Source organism: Rossellomorea pakistanensis (assembly GCF_016908495.1).
GTDB classification, from domain to species: domain Bacteria; phylum Bacillota; class Bacilli; order Bacillales; family Bacillaceae_B; genus Rossellomorea; species Rossellomorea pakistanensis.
Map to the genome: position 1 here is coordinate 892,652 of NZ_JAFBDZ010000002.1, position 25,394 is coordinate 918,045.

Consider the following 25,394-nt stretch of genomic DNA (forward strand, 5'->3'; position numbering starts at 1 on the left):
AGATGACCTCTGTAATGAACAGGGGTCATCTTATTTAAATTTCATTGATATCTATAGTGGCTGTAATAAGCCTTATTGCTTTTTAGAAATGGTTGAACCCAAATTAATATTTATCGATATTACTTTAGTGGGTATGATTCTTTATGAAAATGTCGTCTTTTTGTATATCGAAAAACAAATGCCTTTTTGGAGAAGGAATATTCAATTTTTCACTACATCAATTTCCGAGTGTCTAAACATACGAGATCCGAAAAGGGCTGCCCAAGGCTGTTTTCTATTTTTAAAGAAGAAACGAATCGGTTCATCTTTGTTCTTCATGACGAGAGTATCTGGACCACTTGCTCTCAGGTCAAATTGCCTTCCATCTGATTCAGCTTTTAGTGTATCTCCATCTAAAAGTATCGTAAGTTCTCCTTGCTCTTCTGTCCTATATGTACCAACAAAGCGTTGTAGCTCTTGTAAAGAGGCATCATAGTGTGGTTCAATGCTTCGCTTTTGTTCTATCGGTAACCCTAATGCTGTATTTATGGCAGTAAGCCAAATTTCACTTACAGGAACAGCTGATCCATTCGTTAACACTGCTGCCACTAATTGTTTCTCAGGCACAAATCCAAAGTGAGAAGACACTCCAGGCTGGCTGCCACCATGTTCGACCAATGTTAGGTTGGAATAATGAGGTGTCATTCTTAAGCCATATCCATAAAATGTATTTCTACCGACCTGGTGAACGGGATTCCACATTTCTTTTAAATCTTCTTTGTTTAAGATGGATGCATCATTTGAACTTCCATTAACAAAACGTTGACCATATTTCAACAAATCTATTACCGTGGAACGAATCCCTCCACCAACTTCATAATTTCCTAAAGGTGGCCACGAACAGCATTCTAATTTTTCGGTTTCCGCATTCCATTCGTATGGTACAGACACATTGTGAAACTTCGACACTTCTTCAAGACTAAATGTCGAACGGTTCATGCTCAAGGGTGTTAACACTTGTTCTGTAACATATCTTCTAAAGAGCCGGCCTGTCAATCTTTCAATAATAGCTCCTAATAATAGAAACGTGTCATTACAATAGCTAAAATACTCTCCCGGCTCCCCTAATAGTTCGTACTGTTTTGTTGCTAAATATTCGAGGTGTTCATCAAACTTATTCAACTCTTCTCTACGTTTCATAGGGGGCAGTCCAGTTGTATGAGACAGTAGATGATGGACCTTAATGCTGGTTAAATCTTCTACCCCATGCAATTTGAACTCTGGAAGAAAGTTTGTTACCGGATCGTTGACTGAAAGCATTCCCTGTTTGGCTAGCTGCATGATCACCATTGCGGTAAATGATTTTGTAATCGAGGCTATGCCAAAAATGGTATCTGGTGTGACTCGTTGTTTAGTGATGATATCTCTCACACCAAATCCTTTTTGATATATGACTTCTCCGTTTTGTGAAACAGCAACTGCCGCGCCTGGTATGTTTTCCTCTCTCATTAACGTTTGTAGATGTTCTTCAAAATGATTCCATTTAATATTTTGCATAATTCCCTCCTATTTCCCTCTACTCTTCTCAAAATTATACAGTACGAACAGGGGTAACTAAGTACTTATTTATCCAGGTTATATTTTTCTGAAAATAATTCCATTAGACTATCAGGTTGATTAGGATTTTTTTGACAAAATTTGCGAACAGTTTCTTTAAAACACTAACGATAAATATAGGGGAATCCCCCTATATAAAAATCATTTTCTAAATATTACTATTAATAAGACAAATACTTTGTCTAAAGGGATTCATTTGAGTAGTACAAACTTTTTGAAGGAGGTCTTCTCATGAAATCACATTTTAAAGTAATTATTGTCGGGGGCGGGACAGCGGGTATTACTGTAGCTGCTCGCTTGCTACGACAGTCTAAAGCTTTTGAACAGGACATTGCTATTTTTGATCCGGCAGAGAAGCACTATTATCAGCCGTTATGGACACTTGTTGGGGCAGGTGTGGCCAAAAAGGAAACGACTTGCCGTGATATGAAGGGCTTAATCCCAGAAGGGGCTCATTGGATTCGACAAGCGGTATTTTCATTTGAACCAGAGGAAAACCAGATCACGACAACTAGTGGTGAAAGCTATACTTACGATTATTTAGTTGTAGGAGCAGGAATTCAGGTTAACTGGGATGGGGTTACAGGGTTAAAAGAGACTCTTGGGAAGAACAACGTATGTAGCAATTATTCATATGAACATGTTGATTATACTTGGGAGACGATTCGTAATTTTTCAGGCGGTAATGCCATTTTTACTCATCCGAATACTCCGGTCAAATGCGGAGGGGCTCCTCAGAAGATTATGTATTTAGCGGAGGATTCCTTTAACCGATCAGGAGTACAAGATCAGTCTACTATCATTTTTGGATCCGCGAATCCCGCCATTTTTGATGTTCCGAAATATCGAAAGGCGTTGGAAAAGGTCGTGCAACGAAAACAAATCGATCCTCATTATCGTCATAATTTAATAGAAGTACGTGGAGAACTAAAAGAAGCGGTTTTCGAAAATCTAGATACAGGAGAAACGAAAACATTAAGCTTTGATATGCTTCATGTCACTCCGCCTATGCAAGCGCCGGCATTTATAAAAGAAAGCCCGTTAGCGGATGAAAACGGGTGGGTGGATGTCCATAAGTATACATTGCAGCATCATCGCTATCCTAATGTTTTTGGACTTGGAGATTCTAGTAATCTTCCAACTTCGAAGACGGGTGCTGCGATTCGCAAGCAGGCACCTGTCGTGGTAGAGAATCTAATGGCAATCATCAAGGGTCAACCAATCAGTGCTCGTTATGATGGATATACATCCTGTCCTTTAGTGACGGGATACAACAGTCTAATATTAGCAGAGTTCGATTATGAGAAAAATCCTAGTGAATCAATGCCTTTTAATCAAGCAAAAGAAAGAAAATCTATGTATTTTCTTAAAAAGGATATGCTTCCTGTTATCTATTGGGATGGAATGCTAAAGGGTGTTTTATAATAACAAGTAAGGAGGGGATGTCATGGCTCCAGGCTATGCGGATCAAACACAGTCATATGAATGGTTAAATGAGCTAGAACGTCCAGAGGTACAAGAATCCTTAAAGAAATTAATTCAAAAATTACCTGAGATCCAGAGGTCAATGGATTCGGTAGGGAATCTCATTCAGTTCAGTGAATCTGTTGTGAAAGATCGTGAAACCATCGACAAACTCGAACAGCGCTTAACCTATTCATCCATCAATGCAGAGTCTATAGAAGCCCTAGTTCAATTGCTAGGGAAATTACCTGTTCTTCTTAAACTAGTGGAAAGGCTAGAGCAAGTAACCGTATTTCTAGAAAGTGTTTGGAAGGATAAAGAAACACTGGACCAGCTTTATCATTCCGCAATGGATTTCCCAGTAGTAGAGCGTGGGAAAGAAACGCTAGAGTTAGTCGATCGTATTAAGGAAAAAGCAGAATCTCAGCCACAGCAGCAAATCTCAATTTTTACTGTATTGAAGTGGATGAAGGATCCAAATGTCCAAAAGGGGTTACATTATATTCAGGCTACTTTAGATACGATTTCTGAAAAGAGTCGATAAGTGATTGTGAAGGGGGATTGTAGATGTTATTAAAGTACTTTTATGATGAGAAGCTGGCTCATGCCTCCTATATGGTGGGGTGCCAAGCTGTTAAAGAAGCGGTCATTGTTGATCCGGGACGTAATGTGGATCCATATATAAAAGCGGCGGCAAAAGAAGGGATGAAACTAGTTGGGGCGCTAGAAACCCATATTCACGCTGATTTTGTTTCAGGCTCTCGGGAATTGGCCGAGCGAATCGGTGTGAAAATGTTCCTTTCGGATGAAGGAGGCTCTGATTGGAAATATCAACATATTGATCACCTCCCTCACACACTCCTAAAAGATGGTGACATTATTAAAGTAGGGAATATAACGTTTGAAGTGATACATACTCCAGGGCATACGCCAGAGAGTATATCCTTTATCCTGATAGATGAAGGAGTCAATGCCGATATGCCGATGGGAATCTTTACAGGTGATTTTGTCTTCGTTGGAGATGTAGGACGCCCTGATTTATTGGAAAAAGCGGCAGGGGTTAAAGGGACATCTGTAACAGGTGCTTACGAAATGTTTGAATCTTTAAAGCATTTTAAGGAGTTACCTGAGTTTATGCAGGTTTGGCCTGCTCACGGGGCAGGAAGCGCTTGTGGGAAGTCTTTAGGAGCGATTCCTTCTTCGACTGTCGGATATGAGAAGCGGTTTAATTGGGCGATGCAGGATGAAGAGGCCGACCGCTTTGTAGAAACGTTATTAGAAGGACAACCAGAGCCACCGAAATACTTTGCTAGTATGAAGCACGTGAATAAAGTTGGAACCACTAGTGTGAGTGAATTACCTTCACCGGCCATTATTAAGAGTATAGAAGAGCTGGAAACCTTGATTCAAGAAGGGGCACAGGTAATCGATACGAGGAGCTCTAATGAATTCTCTCATTCTCATCTACCTGGAACAATCAACATTCCCTTCAATAAATCGTTCACAAATTGGGCTGGCTGGATTGTTGATTACCGTCGTCCGCTATATCTATTAACTGAACCGGAAACGACCGAAGAAGTCAAGATTGCTCTTCAATCGATTGGCGTTGACCAACTAGAGTCACATATGGATGTGAATAAGGCCATTCAATCAGCCTCCATGCTGGAATCCTATAAAAATATAAAATCCAATGAAGCGGAACACCTAATTAAAAATCGCGAGGTAGCCGTTCTTGATGTCCGGAGTCAGTCTGAATGGGATGCAGGTCATATTAATGGAGCCAAACACATTATGCTCGGAAATTTACTAGATCGTATTGAAGAAGTTCCGTTAGATATTCCTATATTGATCAATTGCCAAGCTGGTGGAAGGTCAGCGATAGCGGCAAGTATCCTCCAGTCTAAAGGGGTTAAGGATGTTCTTAATCTTACTGGAGGCTATACAGATTGGCAAACAGAAGTGAAGAAACAGAACGTTTAAATAGTTAAAAAAACTGGTTCCTTTCGTTCCAGTTTTTTTCATTAGCCTAAAAAAGTAAAATGGAGAAAACATGAAATGGATGGAGCGATCATCAACATGAAACCTTTTAATCTCGAAAATAAATATTTGCAAACCATTTTTGAGAGTATCCAGGATGGGATTATCATTATGAATCATGAGCGTGAGATCTTATTAATGAATCCAGCTGCAAAGCAAATGACGGGTTGGTTATTGCACGATAGTGTTCCATACTGCTCTTTCTGTGAAAGACGGACGCTTGCAGAAGGGGAGAATAAATGCTATTTGATTGCCAGAGAGGAAGTTCCCTATTTCCTCTCGGACATGCCGACTTATCATGGAAAGAAAATCAATGTGGAGATGAGCACTGCTCTCATGTATGAGGATGATGAATCCAATCAAAAGGAATACCTTTTAGTGTTAAGGGATCAGACGGTAAAAAGGAAAAAAGAAGAGGCGCGTGTTTCAAAGTTAATGATTCAAAGATTAATAGAAGCGAAGGAAACGGAACACAAACGTCTTGCACAGGAATTGCATGACGGTGTCGGTCAGTCGCTGTACACGATTTCTGTCGCCCTACAAGCAATTGAATCCTATGTTAAGGATGAGAGGCTGCAAAGTTATATTGATGAAGTCCGTAACGAGCTGGATCATGTGATGAATGACATTAAAGCCTATTCCTATCAGCTTCGTCCTCAAAGTCTGGATAGATTAGGACTCATCGCTGCTGTTCAAGGGCTGATTATAACGATTGAAAAAAGTAATCCGTCTTTGACCATCGACTTTCTCTCTAATATTGAGAATCGGTTACCAGCAGCCGTTGAAATTAATCTCTACCGCGTCATCCAGGAAGCGATGCACAATATTTCTAAATACGCGGAGGCGAAGCATGTTGCCATTCAATTAATGGAATATCGGTATAAAATTGAATTGCTTGTGATGGATGATGGGCAAGGCTTTGAGACGAAGCGAATCGATGAACGAGGACTAGGTCTTCAACATATGGAGGAGCGACTCGATCAATTAGAGGGCTCGTTTGTCATCGAATCAACTCTTGGAAAAGGGACAAAAATTGTAGCCTCCATTCCTAAAGGGGAGGGGTTTCTTTGATCCGTGTTTTAGTGGTGGATGACCATGTATTGATTCGTCGTGGAATTGTTTTGTTGCTAGAATCCTACCCGGAAATCGAAATTGTCGGCGAAGCAGATGGTGGGGATGAAGCAATCGTCATGGCGTCTAGTAAACGTCCTGATGTGATTTTAATGGACATTTCAATGCCAAATGGCCTTGACGGCTTTACAGCTGCTGAGGAAATATTGAGCTTTTATAAAGATATACGGGTTGTCTTATTATCCATGCATGATGAGGAAGTCTATATTCAGAAAGCTATTCAGCTCAACGTATGCGGTTATATCTTGAAAAAAAGTCAAGGCGGTGAATTGTTTGAAGCGATTCAAACCGTTCATCAAGGACGGCGCTACTATAAAGTAGGGATCCCAGACAAGCAAGTCGAAAAGCTTTTTCAACAACGGGAAAAGGAACGTTCGATTTTATCGATTCGAGAGAAGGAGATTGTCCGTTTAACGATCCTTGGCTACTCAAATAAGCAAATTTCTGAACGTCTCATTATTAGCCCTAAAACCGTTGAAAACCATAAAGCGAATATCATGAGTAAGCTTAATTTGAAATGTAAATCAGAGATGATTCAGTATGGGATCAACAATCATTATCTTGATATTAAGGCATAAGGCTGTCTCTATGTTATGTCAGAAACCACAGCCTCTGGACAAATCATGTGGTTTCGGGCATGTTCGGGACAGCTTATTTAAGGGGGAAACATAGTGGATATTGGATTTATCATGACCGTTTTTTTAATCGGGTTTATCGGTTCATATATTTCCGGGATGCTGGGAATTGGCGGATCGATTATTAAATATCCAATGCTTCTTTATTTCCCGCCATTAGTTGGAGTAGCGACATTTAGTGCCCATGAAGTTTCTGGAATCAGTGCTGTTCAAGTGTTTTTCGCTACCATTGGTGGGGTATGGGCATACAGGAAAGGTGGGTACTTAAACAAAACATTAATTGGCTATATGGGTGGAAGTATTTTGATAGGTAGTTTTATTGGAGGGTATGGTTCTAAACTAATGTCGGAAGCTGGGATAAATTTAACGTATGGAATCCTAGCGTCGATTGCGGCAGTGATGATGTTTATTCCTAAGAGGGGAATTGATGATATTCCACTAAATCAGGTTCGTTTCAATAAATGGCTTGCAGCATCCCTTGCTTTAATCGTTGGGGGCGGAGCGGGAATTGTAGGGGCAGCTGGTGCCTTCTTATTAGTTCCCATCATGCTGGTGGTGTTGAAAATTCCAACAAGAATGACGATTGCCACCTCGTTAGCGATTACCTTTGTCTCATCAATAGGCTCCACAATTGGAAAGGTATCGACAGGGCAAGTGGATTATTTGCCAGCTATGGTTATGGTGATTGCGAGTTTAATAGCCTCACCCTTAGGGGCGAATGCGGGTAAAAAAGTGAATACAAAAGTACTGCAAGTCATTTTGGCTGTATTAATATTCGCGACTGCCATAAAGATTTGGATAGACATATTAGCGTTTTGAATCCAGTGACAACCTGTCGAAATGGGAAAATTCAAAAAAAGGCATTGGATTTTTTCTTCAAAAAAGTTAATCTTAAATTAAAGAGAATGATGGGAAAGGGGGGAGATTGAAATGGGAGATAAGAAGGTAAATTGCTGTTCGGTGAGTAGAAATAATCATTCAGGTACTGATAAAGCAGTTGGCTTAAAGGACGTAGTCTCTAAATCTATTACTCAAAAAGATAATATGATTCTACTTCCTAGTGGAGAATTTCTGATGGGGACCGACGATCAAATCGGTTTTCCAAATGACGGAGAAGGACCTGTTCGTCATGTGAAAATAGACTCTTTTTATATCGATGCCTATGCTGTAACGAATGAACAATTTGCCGAGTTTATAAAGGAGACTCACTATGTAACGGAAGCCGAGCGATACCGTTGGTCATTTGTCTTCTATTTGTTTGTTCCTGAAGAAAAGAAGAAAGTGTCCAAGCAGCTTCCACAAACACCTTGGTGGTATGCGGTTGAAGGAGCTAATTGGAAATGTCCTGAAGGGGAAGGCTCTACAATTGAAACTAGATTAGATCATCCTGTTATTCATATTTCATGGAATGACGCTGTTGCTTATTGTCAGTGGGCGGGAAAACGACTTCCAACTGAAGCTGAATGGGAATATGCGGCACGAGGAGGTCTCCATCAGAAAACCTATCCATGGGGAAATAAATTAACCTATAAAGGAAAATATCAATGTAATATCTGGCAGGGCGAATTTCCTGTACGTAATAAAGAAACTGATGGATACGTAGGAACAGCCCCCGTAAATGCTTTCGCACCGAATGGTTTCGGACTCTATAATGTTTCCGGAAACGTATGGGAATGGTGTAGTGATTGGTTTAGTCCAACCCATGCTAGTAAAGATCATTATATGAATCCGAATGGCCCTTCAAGTGGTAAGGCAAAAGTGATCAAAGGTGGATCCTATCTCTGTCATAAATCATATTGTAATCGTTATCGGGTTGCTGCCCGATCCTCCAACACCATAGACAGCTCCACTGGAAATATGGGCTTTCGCTGTGCTGCAGATGCATGATTTTTAACCTTCGGCGACTTCGTTCATCATGCCAATATAATTTAACTTGATGGGTTGACAGGTTATCACGGGTGAGTGTATATTTTAAATAATTAAAACTTTCTGTAACATTTTTTCGGAATTCATTCATTAAAAGGGGAGGAGATATTTTTTTAGATTAACTTGTACCTACAACCCATTAATTGAGCGGAGCCAAAACTCACCCTTCGTTTACCTTAAAATAATGGAATATTCAAAAAGTAAAGCAGACAGATAATGATTTTTGTTATTCTAGGAAGTAAGCGTTTACTTTAATAGATTAGGGGAGTTTGACGAGTGACGAGATTAAAAGACATTGCAGAACATGTTGGTGTATCGATATCTACTGTATCAAGAGTGATTCAAAATGATCCAACTCGAAATGTAAATTCAGAAACAAAAAGGAAAATTTGGGATGCGGTGAAAGAGTTAGGGTATGTCCCTAATCAGAATGCAAGAAACTTAGTTACCAATAATCATCAAAAGAAAAAAAGAAGAACGATGAAAATTGGGTGGGTAGCAGACCCGAAGCTAGCAGAATTTTATCCGTATTTTTCAAGTGTATATGCAGGGATAAGCGAAGGATTAGTGCAAGCAGATTATACGTTAGTAAATATTTATAAGGAAGAGCTCCAAAATGAGGCATCCCTTCACAAGGCGATCCATGAATCTGATATTGAGGGCCTCATTTTAATTGATAACATCGATGATAGCATTTTGCAATACATCATGAAATTCCTGCCGGTAGTAGGGGTGGATTTCAATTATACAGATAAGGATATGACCGTTATCGATTTTGATCGTGAAGGGGCTGTTCGTACAGCAGTAAACCATTTGATCCAGTTAGGACATAAAGAGATTGGCTTTATCGGTGGCGGCATTGGTGGAAGTTTGCATGACGAAAAAAGATATACGGGCTACCGACATGCAATGGAAGAAGCCAAACTAGAGATACGTTTACAATGGGTTTTCAATACAGAGTGGGCGCTTAAGGAAAGCTATAACAGCATGAATAGACTTCTAAAAGAAAGCCGACATAGCTTACCAACAGCAATGGTTTGTGCAAGTGATATGCTTTCGATTGCTGCGATGAGAGCTGTTGTAGAGAATGGCATGCGAATCCCAGAGGATATTGCCTTTATTGGAGTAGATAATATTGAAATGTCACAATATTCATCTCCGCCACTTACAACCATTGATATTCCTAAATATGAAATTGGAGAGATGGCAGCGAAAGTGATGATCGATCAAGTGGAAGAGAAAATTACGCTTCCTATCAAAACGATTGTGCCTTATAAACTCATCGTAAGAGAGTCTACCTAAACCAAAAAGGTAAGATAAAATTTTTTATTAAATAGCGGAAAACGTTTGGATGGTCCTTTGGAAAACTAAACCAAATCTTGTAATCTGTTTGGTTTGATGTCATCAGATTATTTTATCATTCGACATTGGAAAACGTTTGGATAAAATAAGGAAACTTTTTTCCGATTATCATAGGGAGTGATTTGCCTAGTTTTCTGAAGGTGATGGAACCGAATTCTTTTCTAGAGTTACCATTTTTATGAATAGGAGTGAAATACAATGGAAAAAGTCAGAATCGGAATCATTGGAGCTGGACTTCGTAGTGGGATCGCGAAATACTGGCATGATCCTGATGGGAAATCAGTGGTTGTCGGTGCAGCAGATGTTTCAATGGAAAGACTTAAAGAGTTTCAAAAGAAAATCAATGAAGACGCTTATATTACAACCGATTATCAAGAACTGTTAGCGCGAAAGGACATTGATGCCATTGCTGTTTTGTCACCTGACCATTTACACGAAGAACATGCGATGGCAAGCCTTCAAGCAGGAAAGCATGTCTACTGTGAAAAACCATTGGCGATTACAGTAGAAGGCTGTGACCGAATCATGGAGACGGCAAAAAAGACAGGAAAGCACCTAATGGTTGGTTTCAATATGCGCTATATGAGTATGTACCAAACGATGAAGGGAATCATTGACTCAGGCGTGATTGGAGATTTAAAAGCAGTTTGGGTTCGACATTTTGTAGGCTTTGGCGGTTACTTCTATTATCACGATTGGCATGGAAACTCTAAGAATACGACATCATTATTATTGCAAAAGGGTTCACATGATTTAGATGTCATCCATTGGATTACTGGAAAGTATACGAAAAAGGTTTCTGCATTCGGAGGTCTCGATTATTTTGGCGGATCACAGCCTAATACCTTAACATGTCCAACTTGTGATATTAAGGATACTTGTCCAGAGGCGAGCCTACATACACTGACACAATGCGCGTTCCGTGAAGAGATTGATGTAGAGGATAATAATATGGTGATCATGGAACTAGAAGGCGGAATTAAAGCATCCTACTTACAATGCCATTTCACTCCAGATTACCAACGTAATTATACGTTTATTGGCACAAAGGGAAGAGTGGAAAACAATGATCAAGAAGGTAAAGTATACGTTCGTACTAGAAAATCAAATTCCTGGCATGAACACAGTGATGTAACCTACGATATGAAGCAGGAAAAGGGAAGTCATGGCGGAGCAGATCCAAAGATTACAAATGATTTTGTTGAATTAGTGTTAAATAATAAACAGCCGCTTACAACACCGTTTGCCGGAAGAATGAGTGTCGCAGTTGGATGTGCGGCAACAGAATCGATTCGCTCAGGCGGGAAGGTAATCGACGTCAGTCCGGGTCCAAGTATGACCTATGTCTAGTTAGAATTGCTAGGAGAAGGGGGGAGAGAGTTTGAGTAAAATTGTTCAAAATACACCTAGTATACAACCAGCTAGCGTTGCAGAATCAAGTATAAATACTTCTGTGTCAAAAATGACCAAGCTGAAGAAATCATTCCGTAAAAACTGGGATCTTTATTTATTAATCACCCCTGTTATTGCTTACTTTATTATCTTCCACTACGTCCCGATGTATGGGGTTCAAATCGCTTTCAAGGATTTTATTGCTACACAAGGAATTTGGGGGAGTGAGTGGGTAGGCTTAAAACACTTTGACCGCTTCTTCGATAGTTATTATTTTTGGAGACTTATCAAAAATACGTTAGGAATTGGTCTTTATACATTAGCTGTTGCGTTTCCGATCCCGATAATTGTTGCACTTATGCTTAATGAAGTAAGAAATTCAAAGTTTAAAAAGTTCGTTCAAACGGTCATTTATGCTCCCCACTTTTTATCTACTGTTGTTGTAGTCGGAATGATGATCTTGTTTCTGAAGCCTGATGGATTAGTGAATCAGCTGATTACCTTACTTGGAGGAACGCCGATTAGCTTTATGACGGAGCCTGCTTGGTTTAAATCGCTATATGTGATGTCTGATGTTTGGCAAACGATGGGATGGAGTTCGATTATTTATCTTGCGGCATTGACCGCTGTCGATCATTCCCAGCACGAAGCTGCCATGATTGATGGTGCTTCAAGGCTTCAGAGGATATGGCATATTAACATTCCGGCAATCATGCCGACCATTGTGATTTTATTTATCTTAAATGCCGGAAATGTTATGTCCGTTGGCTTTGAAAAAGTATTTCTAATGCAGAATACGCTGAATATGTCCACTTCAGATGTGATTTCAACCTTCGTTTATCGAAGCGGGATATTAGATGCTCAATATAGTTTTTCTGCTGCGGTTGGTTTGTTTAACTCCGTCATTAACTTCATCTTACTTGTCATGGTGAACCGTTTTGCCAAGAAAGTGAATGAAACAAGTCTTTGGTAGGTGGTGATTAAGATTGCAGGATACAAAGTCAGATAAAGTGTTTAGTTTTTTTAACTATTTTTTACTAGTGATTGTCGCACTGCTCGTAATTTACCCATTAGTGTTTGTTCTAAGTGCCTCTGTCAGCAATCCAGCTCAAGTGCTCAGAGGGGACATGTGGTTGATCCCTAAAGGATTCAATTTAGATGCTTATATTAAGGTGTTTAATAATGAAGATGTTATAAATGGCTTTATTAATACGATTAAATATACGACCTTTGGAACAGCTATAAACGTTGTGTTGACGATTATGGCCGCCTATCCACTTTCGAGAAAAGACTTTTATGGGCGGAACCTAATCATGGGAGTATTCGTCTTTACGATCTTTTTTAGTGGAGGATTAATTCCAACGTATTTACTGATTAAAGATCTTCAAATGCTTGATACGTTTTGGGTAATGGTAATTCCTAATGCCGTAGCTGTTTGGAATATCATCATTATGCGAACATTTTTCCAAACGACGATTCCAGATGAGCTTCGCGAGTCCGCTATGATTGACGGATGTGGAAATATTCGAATATTGCTAAAAATTGTCCTGCCATTGTCCATGCCGGTTATCGCAGTAATGGTGCTATTTTACGCAGTAGGACACTGGAATTCCTATTTTCAAGCTTTAATTTATCTCCAAGATCGAGAGAAATTCCCGCTTCAACTAATTTTGAGAGAAATTCTCATTCAGAGTCAAACAGACGATATGATTCAAGCTACCAGTGAAAGCTTTGCAAAGCAACAGTTAGCCGTAGAAGGGTTGAAATATGCAGTCTTAATCATTTCAACGATTCCAATGTTGATTTTATACCCATTTTTACAAAGGTTTTTTGTGAAAGGTTTTATGATTGGCTCTATTAAAGGATAACGAAGGGGGAATTCGAATGTTTGGTAAAAAGTATGGGAGAAAGTATTTAGCAGGTATTGTTGCTGGGGCATTATTTTCATCATTATTGTTAAGTGGGTGCTCTGATGAAGAGACATCTAAGAAGGTAGAGAAAAACCTCGATAATGTGAATAAAACAGGAATGCCAATCGTTAAGGAGAAAGTTGAAATTGATGCATTTGGGGCAAAGTTTTTTGCTTCACAGGATTGGGACGACCTTATGCTATGGAATAAATACGAGGAAATGACAAACATTGATGTGAATTGGGAAACCGTTCAAATTCAAAGCTTAGAAGAAAAACGTAACCTCATGTTGGCAAGTGGAGACTACCCTGATATGATTTTCGCAGCCGCATTTAGTCGATCTGATATTGCGAAATATGGGAAGCAAGGAGTGTTTCTTCCGCTGAATGATCTCATTGATGAATACGCTCCGAACTTAAAGAAGCTTATGGAAAAGTATCCTGTCATTGAACAAGGAATCACAATGGCAGATGGAAATATTTATTCACTTCCAGCTTTTTATGACCCAGAATTTATTGGGCTTTCAACGGGAACTTCGTGGATTAAAAGTGAATGGTTAGATAAATTAGGTTTAGAAGAACCTAAAACATTAGATGAATTTTATAACGTCTTGAAAGCATTTAAAGAACAGGATCCAAACGGGAACGGAAAAGCGGATGAAATTCCTTGGGGGGGAGGATATGGAATCGATCCATTAATCAATGAACTAGGCGGAGCTTTTGGAATTAACTCCCGAGGAACATCGAACAAGCATATTGACCTTGATATCGAAACAGATGAAGTAAGGTTCGAACCGACTTCAGACGACTATAAAGAATTATTGCAATATTTAAATAAGTTATACAAGGATGGACTAATCAACCAAGACATCTTTACAACGGAACCACATGAATTTAATGCAGCTGCTGGAAGCGGAAATTATGGGGTGCTTAGCTCTATCGATCCTAAAACACTGCTTGGACTCGATGGTTACGTTGGAATTCCTGTATTAGCCGGCGAGGATGGAAAGCAATTGCTCACTGGAGTCGGATCACGTTTAGGAAATATCGGTATGTTCGTGATGACGGATAAAAACGAAAATCCTGCTGCTACTTTAAGATGGATGGATCATTTTTATGGGGACGAAGGGTCGAAAATGTTCTTTATGGGCTTTGAAGGCGTAACTTTTGAGGAGAAAGATGGAGAGTTTGTATACACGGAAGAAATCACGAATAACCCTGATGGATTAAACCTAGACCAAGCGATTAGTAAATATTTAACATGGCCGGGTGGATACTATCCAGGATTCGTTCAAAAGAAGTATTTCCAAGGTGCCGAAGCAAAAGATGCACAGACAGCCAATTCTGAAAAAGCATTGCCGCATACCCTTAGCCAGGATAAAATATGGCCTGCTTTTAACTTTACCATTGAAGAACAAGATCAAATCTCGACGATGTCTACAGATATTGACACATTTGTGGAAGAATCCACAGCAGCATTTATTACCGGAGACAAGTCTTTCTCTGAATGGGATCAATATGTGGAAACTTTAGAGAAAATGGGCTTGAAAGATTATTTGAAAATTTATCAAGCGGCATACGAGAGATATAAAGAACAGAAGTAAGGACGAACTCTTACAGTTGTCCCAATTCTAAGGTGTCTGGAATTCCAAATACTAAATGGACATTTGTGATTCCAGACCCCATTTGGACAACTGTAGGAAGATTCTCTTATTATCTGCTTGAAAGGAGAAACCATCATGAATGTGCTAATGGAAAGGTTTTACCGCTTTTCGGAAATAATAATGAAAATCGCCCTTTTTCAGATCCTTTGGTTTGTCTTTTCCCTTTGTGGACTATTCATTTTGGGAATCCTGCCAGCTACTGTCGGACTTTATACGGTTATTCGTAAATGGCTGATGGGTAATGAGGGGAATCGTTCGTTGATGAAAATTTATTGGCGTACATTCCGTAAAGAATTCTGGAAAGCAAACGCGTACGGCTTTGCTTTATTTTCTATTAGTTTCTTACTCTATCTCAATTTTTCTCTCATTAAATTTACAGAAGGTCTATTCCATATCTCCCTTTTAGTTGGCCTATGCACCCTAAGTATTCTATTTATCATCCTCGTAATCTATTTTTTTCCAGTCTATGTCCACTTCCGTTTAAAGAAATGGACTCAGTATTTTACCATGTCTCTTTTAGTAGGAATATCGTTTCCTTTCCATACAATGGCTATGTTAATCGGAGGAATTGTCTTATATATGCTGTTTATGTGGATCCCTGGATTGATTCCATTTTTCTGTGTCAGTATGTTCGCTTTATTATTCATGTGGATGACTTTAAAGGTGTTTAGTAGGATGCAGGATCATCTAACCGCAAATAGAAAAAATGTTGAAGGATTTAGTAATACTGCTATACCTTCTAAAAACATGATGAATGAATGATAAAATTTTTTTAGAAAGGATCATCGAAATGAAGAAGCCGAATATTTTACTCATTACAAGTGACCAGCAGCACTTTGATACCATTGGGGCTTATAATGATGAAATCTCTACGCCGAATCTTGATCGGCTGGTGAAGGAAGGGACGACGTTTACCCGTGCCTATTGTCCAAATCCAACCTGTACACCGACCCGTGCCTCCATCATTACAGGTAGTTATCCGAGTCAGCATGGGGCGTGGACACTTGGAACAAAGCTGATGGAAAATGTTCATACCGTAGGGGAAGATTTTATCGAAAATGGTTATCGAACCGCTTTAGTAGGAAAAGCTCATTTTCAGCCAACAAAATCGACAGAAGAATATCCTTCCTTAGAGGCTTTACCACTCCTACAGGATATTGAATTTTGGAAGAACTATCAGGAAACCTTCTACGGATTTGAAAAAATTGAGCTGCTTCGAAACCATACGAATGAATATTGGGTTGGACAACATTACGTAGCATGGATGGAAGAAAAAGAATTTGATTGGAAACCGTACTATTTACCACCTGCAGGAACGATGGATAAAACGATCAAATACAAATGGGATCTCCCAGAAAAGTATCACTATAACGCGTTTATTACCGAGAAAACCAATGAGTTACTTCAACAGTATCAAGAAGAAGATGAGAGCTTTTTCCTTTGGGCTAGCTTTCCAGATCCACACCCTCCTTACCTTGTCCCTGAACCGTGGGCGTCGATGTATGACCCAGAAAAATTAACAATACCTGAAATGGTAGAGGGTGAACATGAGAATAATCCACCACACTTTAAAATGACGCAAGAAAAAAGCCCTGATTTCTCTGCTCTACGAGAAACAGGTGAGGGAATACATGGATACCATTCTCACCTGATACCGGATGAAGATAGAAAAAAACTCGTCGCAAATTATTATGGAATGATTAGCTTTATGGATAAGTATATCGGTCAGATTCTCGATAAATTAGAAGAACTTGATATCGCGGACAATACGATTGTTGTGTTTACAACAGATCACGGTCACTTTTTTGGACAGCATGGCCTGCAGTATAAAGGTGGATTTCATTATGAGGATTTAATTAAACTCCCTTTTATTGTTCGTTACCCAGGACATATTCCAGCCAATCGTCAAAGTGATGCTCTCCAATCCCTAGTGGACTTAGCTCCAACTTTCCTATCGTTTGCTAATATCGACATTCCTTGTTCGATGACAGGAGAAAACCAAATGGAGGTATGGTTGAATCAAGTAGAAAGAAAAAGGGAGCATGTTCTTTGTGAATTCCGTCATGAACCAACAACCATCCATCAAAAAACGTATGTAGATGACCGTTATAAGCTAACAGTTTATTATAATCAAACATATGGAGAGCTCTTTGATTTACTAGAGGATCCTGGAGAGGTGAATAATCTTTGGGATAACCCAGACTACCTACCCCTTCAAAAAGAGCTGCTGTTAAAATATGCATGGGCTGAATTGCACAAAGAGCCAATGCCAATGCCGCGAATCACACACGCATAAGGAGGAAGCCATGAAATCGACTATCTTCACTAATGCGCGAATTGTTTTAGAGAATGGGATAATGGAAGATGGGTATATTGGTATACAAGAAGATAAAATCAAAGAAATAGGAAGAATGCAAAGCTGCCCGACTCTAAAGGACTTCCACCAAGTCATAAACTGTGAAAATAAAGGATGGCTGCTCCCAGGTATGATTGATATTCATATCCATGGGATCGGAGGTAGTGATGTAATGGACGCTTCAATAGAGTCATTAGATAAGATGACGCATTTGCTTCCCCAAGAAGGGACGACAGCATTTCTAGCTACAACCATGACGAATCCAATCGATAAGATTGAAAAGGCAATTGAGAATGTTACGGAGTACATGGAGAACCATTGCCATAAAGGGCAAGCTGAAGTGCTAGGTATTCACCTCGAAGGACCATTCATTCATCCCAAGCAAAAAGGAGCTCAGCCTGAAAAGGACATAATTCCTCCAAATATTGAGCTTTTTAAAAAGTGGCAAAACCTTGCCCATCAACATATTCGTTTAGTTACGCTGGCACCCGAGCTAGATCCGAAGCATACTTTGATTCGCTATTTAAAGGAAACTGGAGTGATAGCATCAATGGGGCATACAGATGCCACATACAATGAAGTGAAAAAAGCGGTAGGGGCAGGATTAAGTCAGGCTACTCACCTATTTAATGGTATGCGTGGTTTACATCATCGTGAACCAGGTGCTGCTGGTGCTGCACTTTTATTAGATGAAATGACAATTGAAATCATTGCAGATGGTATTCATGTCAATCCTGCGTTGATGAAGCTGATTTATCGACTAAAAGGACCGGAAAATATGGTTCTTATAACCGATTCAATCCGAGCGAAATGCTTGAAAAACGGTACCTACGATCTTGGTGGTCAGGAGGTAGAAGTAACGGATGGAAGAGCATGGCTTACTGCACAAAATTCATTGGCTGGAAGTGTATTAAAGCTCCATGAAGGAAGGAGAAACATGGAGGAATGGCTAGATCTTGGGATTCAGGAGCTCATGAGGATGACCTCTTCAACTCCGGCCAAAAAACTAGGAATCTATGATCGCAAAGGCTCACTTACTGTTGGAAAGGATGCCGACCTCATCTTACTGAACGAAAAAGGAGATGTCCAATTAACTGTTTGCAGAGGTGAAATGGCCTGGTCATCCAGTCATAAATTCCTCAAACCAGTTTAGAAACTTGATGGATTGACACAACAACTATAGATAGATATAATTTAATTAAATTTTCAATCGATTTAAATAAATACAACATAGAGCCTTGTGAAAATGAGAATGAAGATGTGGAGGAAAGAAAAAACGTATGAAGCCTTTGCAGCACGATAGTGTAATCCCCTTATACCACCAGTTGAAAGAGCGACTGAAGGAATCAATCAAAAGTGGTAAATGGACATCCGGAGATAAAATTCCGTCCGAGAATCAACTAATGGATCAATATAATGTCAGTCGAAATACAGCAAAAAAAGCAATTGAGGAGCTAGTTCAAGATGGAGCCCTTTATCGAATTCAAGGAAAAGGGACCTTTGTAGCAAAGCCTAAGCTTCAGCAATCCCTTATGGGCTTTTACAGCTTTAGTAAGGTTCTGAAAGAAAAAGGAATGAATCCAAAGGACATTATACTTAACATTAGTGAGGTCAAACCATCGACGAAAGTCAAGAATGGCCTTCAGCTAAAGGATGATGAAAATGTAATCGTCATGGAGCGCCTGCGCTGTGCAAATGATGAGCCATACATCCTTGAATCATCTTATATGCCTAAAAGTATTGTTCCTGATATCGAGCCATTAAAAATGGTTGGACAAATTTCGCTTTATGATTTACTAGAACAGCAATTCAATGTTGTCGTAACTCGCGCACGAGAAGCTTTTGAACCCGTTTTAATTCGCGCTGATGAAAGTAAACATTTACAAACGGAGGAAGGTCTTCCAGCACTATTATTAGAACGTACGGCATATAATGATAGTGGATTGCCTGTAGAGTTTTGCCGCTCGATTGTTAGAGGAGATCGCTGTCGTTTTTACACAGAATTAACCTAAAAACGAATGCTCATAGCGAGGGATAAGCTATGAGTTTTTCTTCACATCAACTTGTACCAACAACCCATTGATAGGAGATGATGAAACATATGGCATTAGTATCGACGAAAGAAATCCTACAGGATGCATATCAAAATCATTATGCTGTAGGTGCATTTGGTGCGCATAATCTTGAAATCATTAAAGCCGTTATAGCTGGAGCAGAAAAAATGGATGCTCCTGTTATCCTGCAAACGACTCCCGGAACGATTAAATATGTTGGAATCCACTATATGAAAGCAATGGTTGAGGCAGCAGCAGAAACGGCTAAAGTCCCAATCGCAATTCATCTTGATCATGGCGACTCCTTTGATATTGTAATGAAATGTATTCGTGCCGGTTATACCTCCGTAATGATAGATGGTTCACACTTACCTTTCAATGAAAATCTTCAACTAGTAAAAAAAGTAGTGGAAGCTGCCCATGCCGCAAATGTACCGGTTGAAGCAGAACTCGGAACGATTGGCGGAGTAGAAGACGATCTAGAGGTAGAGGAAAGTTCAGCCTTTTACACAGACCCGGAATTAGCGGAACAATTTGTATTAGAAACACAAATTGATTCATTCGCACCAGCATTTGGAACGGCACATGGGATGTACAAACAAGAGCCTAAATTACAGTTTGACCTCTTAAACAGTATACACTCACGTATAGATTGCCCACTCGTAATGCATGGAGCTTCGGGTGTCCCAGCTGAAAGTGTTCAACATGCCTTAAATTATGGAATCGCTAAAGTCAACTTTTCTACAGAGTTAAAAGACGTTTTCGCAGAGGCTTTACGACTTTACTTTAGGGAAAACCCGTCACAAAATGATCCACGTAAATACTTTGTGCCGGCTTCAAATGCTGTGAAAGAGATTGTAGTAGAAAAAATATCGATGCTGCAAAGCCCCCTTAAGGTGTAATCCTATGATTACAACGATCACATTAAATGCTGCATTAGATACGACGTATTACCTTCCCTCTTTTACTTTAGGGCAAACAAATAGATTAAAAGATTTACATGTTGAGCCGGGTGGGAAAGGGATTAACGTAGCAAAGGTTCTTGATTCACTTGGAGAAAAAGTCGTTGCAGGCGGTTTTGTTGGAGGTAGTAATGGCAAGAAGATTGCTCATTTACTAGCCCATAGAAATATTCCCCATGAGTTTGTGACGATTCAAGGTGAATCACGAGTTTGCCTAACTATTCTCAATGAAGAACTTAAGGAAGAAACAGAAATATTAGAGCAAGGTCCCATGATTTTAGATGAAGAGTGGCTTAAGATTTGTGAGTTTGTAAAGAAGGCAGCTATGGAGAGTAAGATTATCACTTTATCTGGAAGCCTTCCTAAAGGAGTTCCCGTTAATGGCTACAGCCAATTAATTGAAATCATCCAGCAAAATGGAGCAAAAGCAATTCTTGATACAAGTGGTGAACCATTACGACATGGTTTATGTAGTGGACCATTTGCGGTCAAACCAAATGAACAGGAGTTAAAGCAATTAATCAAGAAAGAAATATTGACGCTAACAGATGCGATTGATGCGGGTAAGAACATACTGAAACAAGGTGTTCAATATGTATGTATTTCCCTGGGTAGGGAAGGAGCATTGCTCATTAACAAGGATGAAGTTTTTCATGTGAAAGCACCAGAAATAGAGGTAGTTAATACCATTGGATGTGGAGATGCCATGCTAGCAGGATTAGCATCAGGGTTTGAGAAGGAACTTCCAATCGAGGAAATCCTATCATTAGCTACAGCCTATGGAACGGCCAATGCTTTACAGCCTTTTGCAGGAAAGGTTGACGTAAAGGATATAGATTATTTACTGAAGGATATCGAAGTGTATAAGTTGAATCATATATAATCGATTAAAGGAGAATGTCAAATGTATACGTATCAAGAAATAGTAAATCAAGCAGAGCAATTACAGAAAACTTATGTAGAGGTCAATCAACAAACTTTTCAAGAGCAGCCATCAGATGTTTATCTTTTTATTGGCTGTGGTACTTCTTTTTATCTAGCTTCTTCAGCAGCTCGTTACTTTCAAGCAGTTACAGGAAAAATAGCTCAAGCACTTCCTGCATCGGAAATTTTTATCCATCCCGAATCATCTATTCTTGAAAAGAAAAATTATCATGTTATAGCGATATCACGATCAGGAACTACTTCAGAAGTAGTGGAAGCGCTGAAATTCTTACAAAAGCAAGCAAATGTAAAAACACTCTCTGTCACCTGTCATGGTGATAGCCCAATGGCAAAGCTTTCAGATCAAACAATATCATTAGATCATATTAACGAAAAAAGTGTCGTGATGACGCAATCCTTTACCAATATGCTTTATGCTCTTCAAATCTATGCGGCTAAATTAGTCTCTTCCGATAAGGACCTACATGAACTGGCAGAAGTACCGAGTTTGACTAGTGAACTTTTGAAAGATTGGGAGAACACAAAAGCTATAACAGATAACAAATCCTATAAACGCTTTATTTTCTTGGGCTCTGGAATTTACAATGGTATTGCGAAAGAAGCGACATTAAAATTAAAAGAGATGACACAGACAGAATGTGAGAGCTATTCAAATCTAGAGTTCCGTCATGGTCCCATCTCTGTTGTAGACGAATCGACCATTGTCGTCTTCATGACACAGGCGAATTCAGAAGGTTTGGATCAGGAGCTGGTTAAGGATATTCAGAGATTAAATGGGGAAGTATTAGCTATTGGTCCATTCTCTGAACAATTTTCAGCAGATCATCGTATTCGCCTTGATCCAAGCTTATCAGACCGTAATCGATTAGTCCTTTTTGTGCCCCACTTACAACTGCTTGCCTATCATAAAGCTTTGAGTTTAGGCTATAATCCTGATCAGCCGAGAAACTTAACGCAGGTCGTGACTTTGAATCTTTAATAAAAGGAGTGTAGCCTTTGCCTAATCTATTAATAGCAGATATCGGCGGAACGAAAATCGCGGCAGCATTAGCAGATCTTGATGGAGGAGTAAAACATCAATTACAAGTGAAAAGTGCCGTCCGTGATCCTGAATCTATGTTTGAGAGCCTTTGTATGTCTTTCTATGAACTTCTAAATCAAGAAGGAGCAAGCCCTAGGGATATAAAAGTAATCGGTTTAGGTGTCCCAGGTAAAGTGAACCCGGAAAAAGGGATTGCAATCTATCAAAATAATTTGCCATGGAGGAATTTTCCGCTAGCTTCTAGGCTGAAAGAAGTATTCCCCAAAGCAGAGGTCATCATGGACAATGATGTGTACTTGGCTGCATATGGGGAATGGCAGGCGAGAAATCTTAATGAAGAAACCTTTGTCTATTTTACCGTTAGTACAGGAATTTCCTCCTGCATTATCCATAAAGGTGAATTTATCCGTGGAGCTGGCATGGCCGGTGAAGTGGGTTTGACGATTCTGGAGAATGATCAATCAATAAGAACGTTAGAAAGTCTTGCTTCAGGACCTGCTATCGAAGCTGAGGCAAGACGACTATTAAAGGATCCAGTGATTACAACGAAACAGTTAATGGATTCACAGGATTCTCAATCCGTTTCCCTTATTCAAAAATCAGCAAAGCATATTGCTCAGGGGCTTCATCAAATCTTTTCAATCGTTGATCCTCATGTAATCGTTATGGGTGGAGGTGTCATCCATAACCAACCTGCATTTTTAGAGTTGATACAAGCTGAGCTTAAAGCACTTGTGCAAAATCCGGTTCATGAAGGGATTTTCGATCGAATTCAAATGAGCAAGCATAAGGGGGAAGCGGGTCTTCAAGGAGCACTTTACCTTGCCCTAATGCATAATAGAAAAAATACAATTGCTTAACTATAAAAAAGTCTTTAGAAAATAAGGGCTAGAATACTAGGCTAATAAGCACAATGCCAAATGGACAAGAGGACCGACCTAATGTATATAGAAAGGCAGGGGCCATCAAAATGAAACCGAATATTGTTCTAATTATGGTGGACCAAATGCGAGCAGATTGTTTAAGTATCCAAGATCATCCTGTAGTAGATACCCCGAACCTTGATCAGCTTGCAAGAGACGGCGTTTTGTTTCAAAACGCTTATTCGTCTACACCTACTTGTGTACCGGCAAGGGCAACAGTGCTAACAGGAATGTCGCAAACATCAACAGGAAGAGTTGGGTATCAGGATCAAGTTCCGTTTAACTATGAGCATACGCTTCCAGGAGAGTTAGCACAAGCTGGGTATCATACACAAGCTGTTGGAAAAATGCATGTCTATCCGGCAAGAAATCTATGTGGGTTCCATAACGTCGTTTTACATGATGGATACCTGCATTATAATCGCAATAAAAGCTGTAATTTGGAATCTGAATCGTTTAACCATAGTGGTGACGATTACCTCCCTTGGTTCAAACAGCAGGCAGGTTCTCAAGCTGACTTAAACGATTTAGGCCTGGATTGTAATGCTTCGACAGTTGCTAGGCCATGGCATCTTTCAGAGGCACTACACCCGACAAACTGGGTAGTAAGTGAATCGATTGATTTTCTTCGGAGGCGTGACCCTTCAAAACCATTTTTCTTAAAAATGTCATTTGTTCGTCCACATCCGCCATTCGATCCACCACAAGTGTTTTTTGATATGTATAAAGATTTAGACCTACCTGATCCAGCGATTGGGGATTGGGCGGAGTTAGAAGATCCAGAACAAAACGGGTTAAATCCAGTTACATTAAAGGGAAATGTACCAAGAAATCGATTTAAACGGGCACAGGCAGCTTACTATGCACTCATTACGCATATTGATTATCAAATAGGGCGATTTATGCAGACAATGGCAGAATATGGGGTAATGAATAATACGGTCATTCTCTTTGTATCAGACCATGGCGAACTGTTAGGCGATCATAACCTTTTCCGTAAAGCTCTGCCATATGAGGGCAGTGCTAACGTTCCCTTTATTTTATCTGACCCAGGAAATGTATTAAAGCTTAAGAAAAACCAATCAATTGAAGAAGTGGTAGAGCTGAGAGATATTATGCCAACGATATTGGATGCAGCAAATGTGGAAATTCCAAGAAGTGTCGATGGAATGAGTGTACTCCCACTATGCACAGGTGAAAAGGCAAAATGGCGTGAATATATACATGGCGAGCATGCATATGGAGCTAGTTCACATCAATTTTTAACAAATGGAAAAGAAAAATATATTTGGTATTCCCAATCTGGGGAAGAGCAATTGTTTAATCTTTTAAAAGATCCCAGTGAAACAATCAATTTAGTAAACAACCCAGAATATATAGACCGGTTAGTATTTTGGAGGGAAATCCTTATAAGAGAATTACATGGTCGCGAGGAAGGCTATACAGATGGTAAAAGGCTGATTGCTGGTAAAAAAGCGAAATCAACTTTGGAGCATTTATTAGTGTCTGTAAAGGAAACAGCTTATAACTAAAGCATCAACTATAAAGGGTTCAAGACTAGGTATTGATAAATAGTCTTGGATCTTTTTTTATGGAATAAATTAAACTGAATACAGAGCTAACGTTAAAGTCAATTTAGATCTGGAAACGGTGAAACTTGTCGTTACATGTCGATTGGTCAATAAATAGTAGATTTTGGACAAATAAACATAGATGACGGACAAATTAATGGAGTATTTGGACAAATAAATAACCAAACCGGACAAATGAATGCTCTAAAGGACTCTTAATATAGTTGAAACGGTAGACAATTAGATTGCTATTCCACTGAGTGTCTACTATTCTGATATCAAGTACATATTAGTTCGACTCTTTTCGTGAAGGTTTGTTTTAGAAGTTGAGGTTTTATAAATAAAGCGATTGGCAAATCGCCAATTGCCACGAGTCCGGGCGATCACTCCGACATCAAGCCCGCAAAGCGTTACAGAAGGCAATA

General features: G+C 39.5%; 22 protein-coding genes. 21 read left to right on the forward strand and 1 reads right to left on the reverse strand.

From position 1 onward, the window contains the following. Positions 1–201: 201 nt before the first annotated feature. Positions 202–1,536, reverse strand: a complete 1,335-nt coding sequence (locus tag JOC86_RS12050) for a serine hydrolase domain-containing protein (RefSeq protein WP_205172849.1) — start codon at positions 1,534–1,536, stop codon at positions 202–204. 291 nt (positions 1,537–1,827) lie between these two features. Here JOC86_RS12050 and JOC86_RS12055 point away from each other — a divergent pair, with 291 nt between their 5' ends. The 21 genes from JOC86_RS12055 (at position 1,828) to JOC86_RS12155 (ending at position 24,930) form a co-directional block, all read left to right on the forward strand. After that, positions 1,828–3,021 carry an NAD(P)/FAD-dependent oxidoreductase gene (locus JOC86_RS12055; RefSeq protein ID WP_205172852.1) on the forward strand — a complete coding sequence of 398 codons (1,194 nt, stop codon included), beginning with the start codon at positions 1,828–1,830 and terminating at the stop codon, positions 3,019–3,021. A 22-nt stretch (positions 3,022–3,043) separates the two neighbouring features. Then, positions 3,044–3,604 (forward strand): helical membrane plugin domain-containing protein, encoded by a 561-nt coding sequence (locus JOC86_RS12060; protein WP_205172855.1) that lies wholly within the window; start codon positions 3,044–3,046, stop codon positions 3,602–3,604. 23 nt (positions 3,605–3,627) lie between these two features. After that, the gene (locus tag JOC86_RS12065) at positions 3,628–5,040 is read left to right on the forward strand and encodes an MBL fold metallo-hydrolase (protein ID WP_205172861.1); all 1,413 of its coding nucleotides are present in this window, start codon (positions 3,628–3,630) and stop codon (positions 5,038–5,040) included. A gap of 75 nt (positions 5,041–5,115) precedes the next feature. After that, positions 5,116–6,168, forward strand: coding sequence for a sensor histidine kinase (locus JOC86_RS12070; protein ID WP_239587537.1), 1,053 nt, complete (start codon positions 5,116–5,118; stop codon positions 6,166–6,168). Next, positions 6,165–6,806 (forward strand): response regulator, encoded by a 642-nt coding sequence (locus JOC86_RS12075; protein WP_205172863.1) that lies wholly within the window; start codon positions 6,165–6,167, stop codon positions 6,804–6,806. The genes JOC86_RS12070 and JOC86_RS12075 overlap by 4 nt, the downstream gene beginning before the upstream one ends. 93 nt (positions 6,807–6,899) lie before the next feature. Beyond that, on the forward strand, positions 6,900–7,682 hold the full coding sequence (locus JOC86_RS12080) for a TSUP family transporter (protein ID WP_205172865.1): 783 nt from the start codon (positions 6,900–6,902) through the stop codon (positions 7,680–7,682). 111 nt (positions 7,683–7,793) lie between these two features. Beyond that, on the forward strand, positions 7,794–8,750 hold the full coding sequence (locus JOC86_RS12085) for a formylglycine-generating enzyme family protein (RefSeq protein WP_205172867.1): 957 nt from the start codon (positions 7,794–7,796) through the stop codon (positions 8,748–8,750). Between the two features lie 315 nt (positions 8,751–9,065). Then, positions 9,066–10,091, forward strand: coding sequence for a substrate-binding domain-containing protein (locus JOC86_RS12090; protein WP_205172869.1), 1,026 nt, complete (start codon positions 9,066–9,068; stop codon positions 10,089–10,091). A gap of 258 nt (positions 10,092–10,349) precedes the next feature. Further along, the gene (locus JOC86_RS12095; RefSeq protein WP_205172871.1) at positions 10,350–11,501 is read left to right on the forward strand and encodes a Gfo/Idh/MocA family protein; all 1,152 of its coding nucleotides are present in this window, start codon (positions 10,350–10,352) and stop codon (positions 11,499–11,501) included. A gap of 112 nt (positions 11,502–11,613) precedes the next feature. Further along, the gene (locus JOC86_RS12100; RefSeq protein ID WP_205173511.1) at positions 11,614–12,516 is read left to right on the forward strand and encodes an ABC transporter permease; all 903 of its coding nucleotides are present in this window, start codon (positions 11,614–11,616) and stop codon (positions 12,514–12,516) included. A gap of 13 nt (positions 12,517–12,529) precedes the next feature. Continuing rightward, positions 12,530–13,411: a carbohydrate ABC transporter permease gene (locus JOC86_RS12105; RefSeq protein WP_205172873.1), complete on the forward strand. Its 882-nt coding sequence runs from the start codon at positions 12,530–12,532 to the stop codon at positions 13,409–13,411. Positions 13,412–13,427: 16 nt separating this feature from the next. After that, positions 13,428–15,056, forward strand: a complete 1,629-nt coding sequence (locus tag JOC86_RS12110; RefSeq protein WP_205172876.1) for an extracellular solute-binding protein — start codon at positions 13,428–13,430, stop codon at positions 15,054–15,056. 135 nt (positions 15,057–15,191) lie between these two features. Beyond that, a complete protein-coding gene (locus tag JOC86_RS12115) occupies positions 15,192–15,878 on the forward strand; it encodes a YesL family protein (RefSeq protein WP_205172878.1) in 687 nt (228 codons plus the stop codon). 28 nt (positions 15,879–15,906) lie between these two features. Further along, on the forward strand, positions 15,907–17,412 hold the full coding sequence (locus JOC86_RS12120) for a sulfatase family protein (protein ID WP_205173512.1): 1,506 nt from the start codon (positions 15,907–15,909) through the stop codon (positions 17,410–17,412). 10 nt (positions 17,413–17,422) lie between these two features. Next, positions 17,423–18,625 carry an N-acetylglucosamine-6-phosphate deacetylase gene (gene nagA / locus JOC86_RS12125; RefSeq protein ID WP_205172888.1) on the forward strand — a complete coding sequence of 401 codons (1,203 nt, stop codon included), beginning with the start codon at positions 17,423–17,425 and terminating at the stop codon, positions 18,623–18,625. A gap of 127 nt (positions 18,626–18,752) precedes the next feature. Then, entirely contained in the window at positions 18,753–19,484 is a 732-nt protein-coding gene (locus JOC86_RS25015; RefSeq protein ID WP_205172891.1) for a GntR family transcriptional regulator, read from the forward strand. A gap of 89 nt (positions 19,485–19,573) precedes the next feature. Next, the gene (gene fba, locus JOC86_RS12135) at positions 19,574–20,428 is read left to right on the forward strand and encodes a class II fructose-1,6-bisphosphate aldolase (RefSeq protein ID WP_205172894.1); all 855 of its coding nucleotides are present in this window, start codon (positions 19,574–19,576) and stop codon (positions 20,426–20,428) included. Between the two features lie 4 nt (positions 20,429–20,432). After that, positions 20,433–21,371: a 1-phosphofructokinase gene (gene pfkB, locus JOC86_RS12140; protein ID WP_205172896.1), complete on the forward strand. Its 939-nt coding sequence runs from the start codon at positions 20,433–20,435 to the stop codon at positions 21,369–21,371. 21 nt (positions 21,372–21,392) lie between these two features. Next, positions 21,393–22,412 carry an SIS domain-containing protein gene (locus JOC86_RS12145; protein WP_205172899.1) on the forward strand — a complete coding sequence of 340 codons (1,020 nt, stop codon included), beginning with the start codon at positions 21,393–21,395 and terminating at the stop codon, positions 22,410–22,412. A gap of 17 nt (positions 22,413–22,429) precedes the next feature. After that, the gene (locus tag JOC86_RS12150) at positions 22,430–23,335 is read left to right on the forward strand and encodes an ROK family protein (RefSeq protein ID WP_205172902.1); all 906 of its coding nucleotides are present in this window, start codon (positions 22,430–22,432) and stop codon (positions 23,333–23,335) included. Positions 23,336–23,445: 110 nt separating this feature from the next. Continuing rightward, entirely contained in the window at positions 23,446–24,930 is a 1,485-nt protein-coding gene (locus JOC86_RS12155) for an arylsulfatase (protein WP_205172905.1), read from the forward strand. The last annotated feature ends 464 nt before the right edge of the window (positions 24,931–25,394 follow it).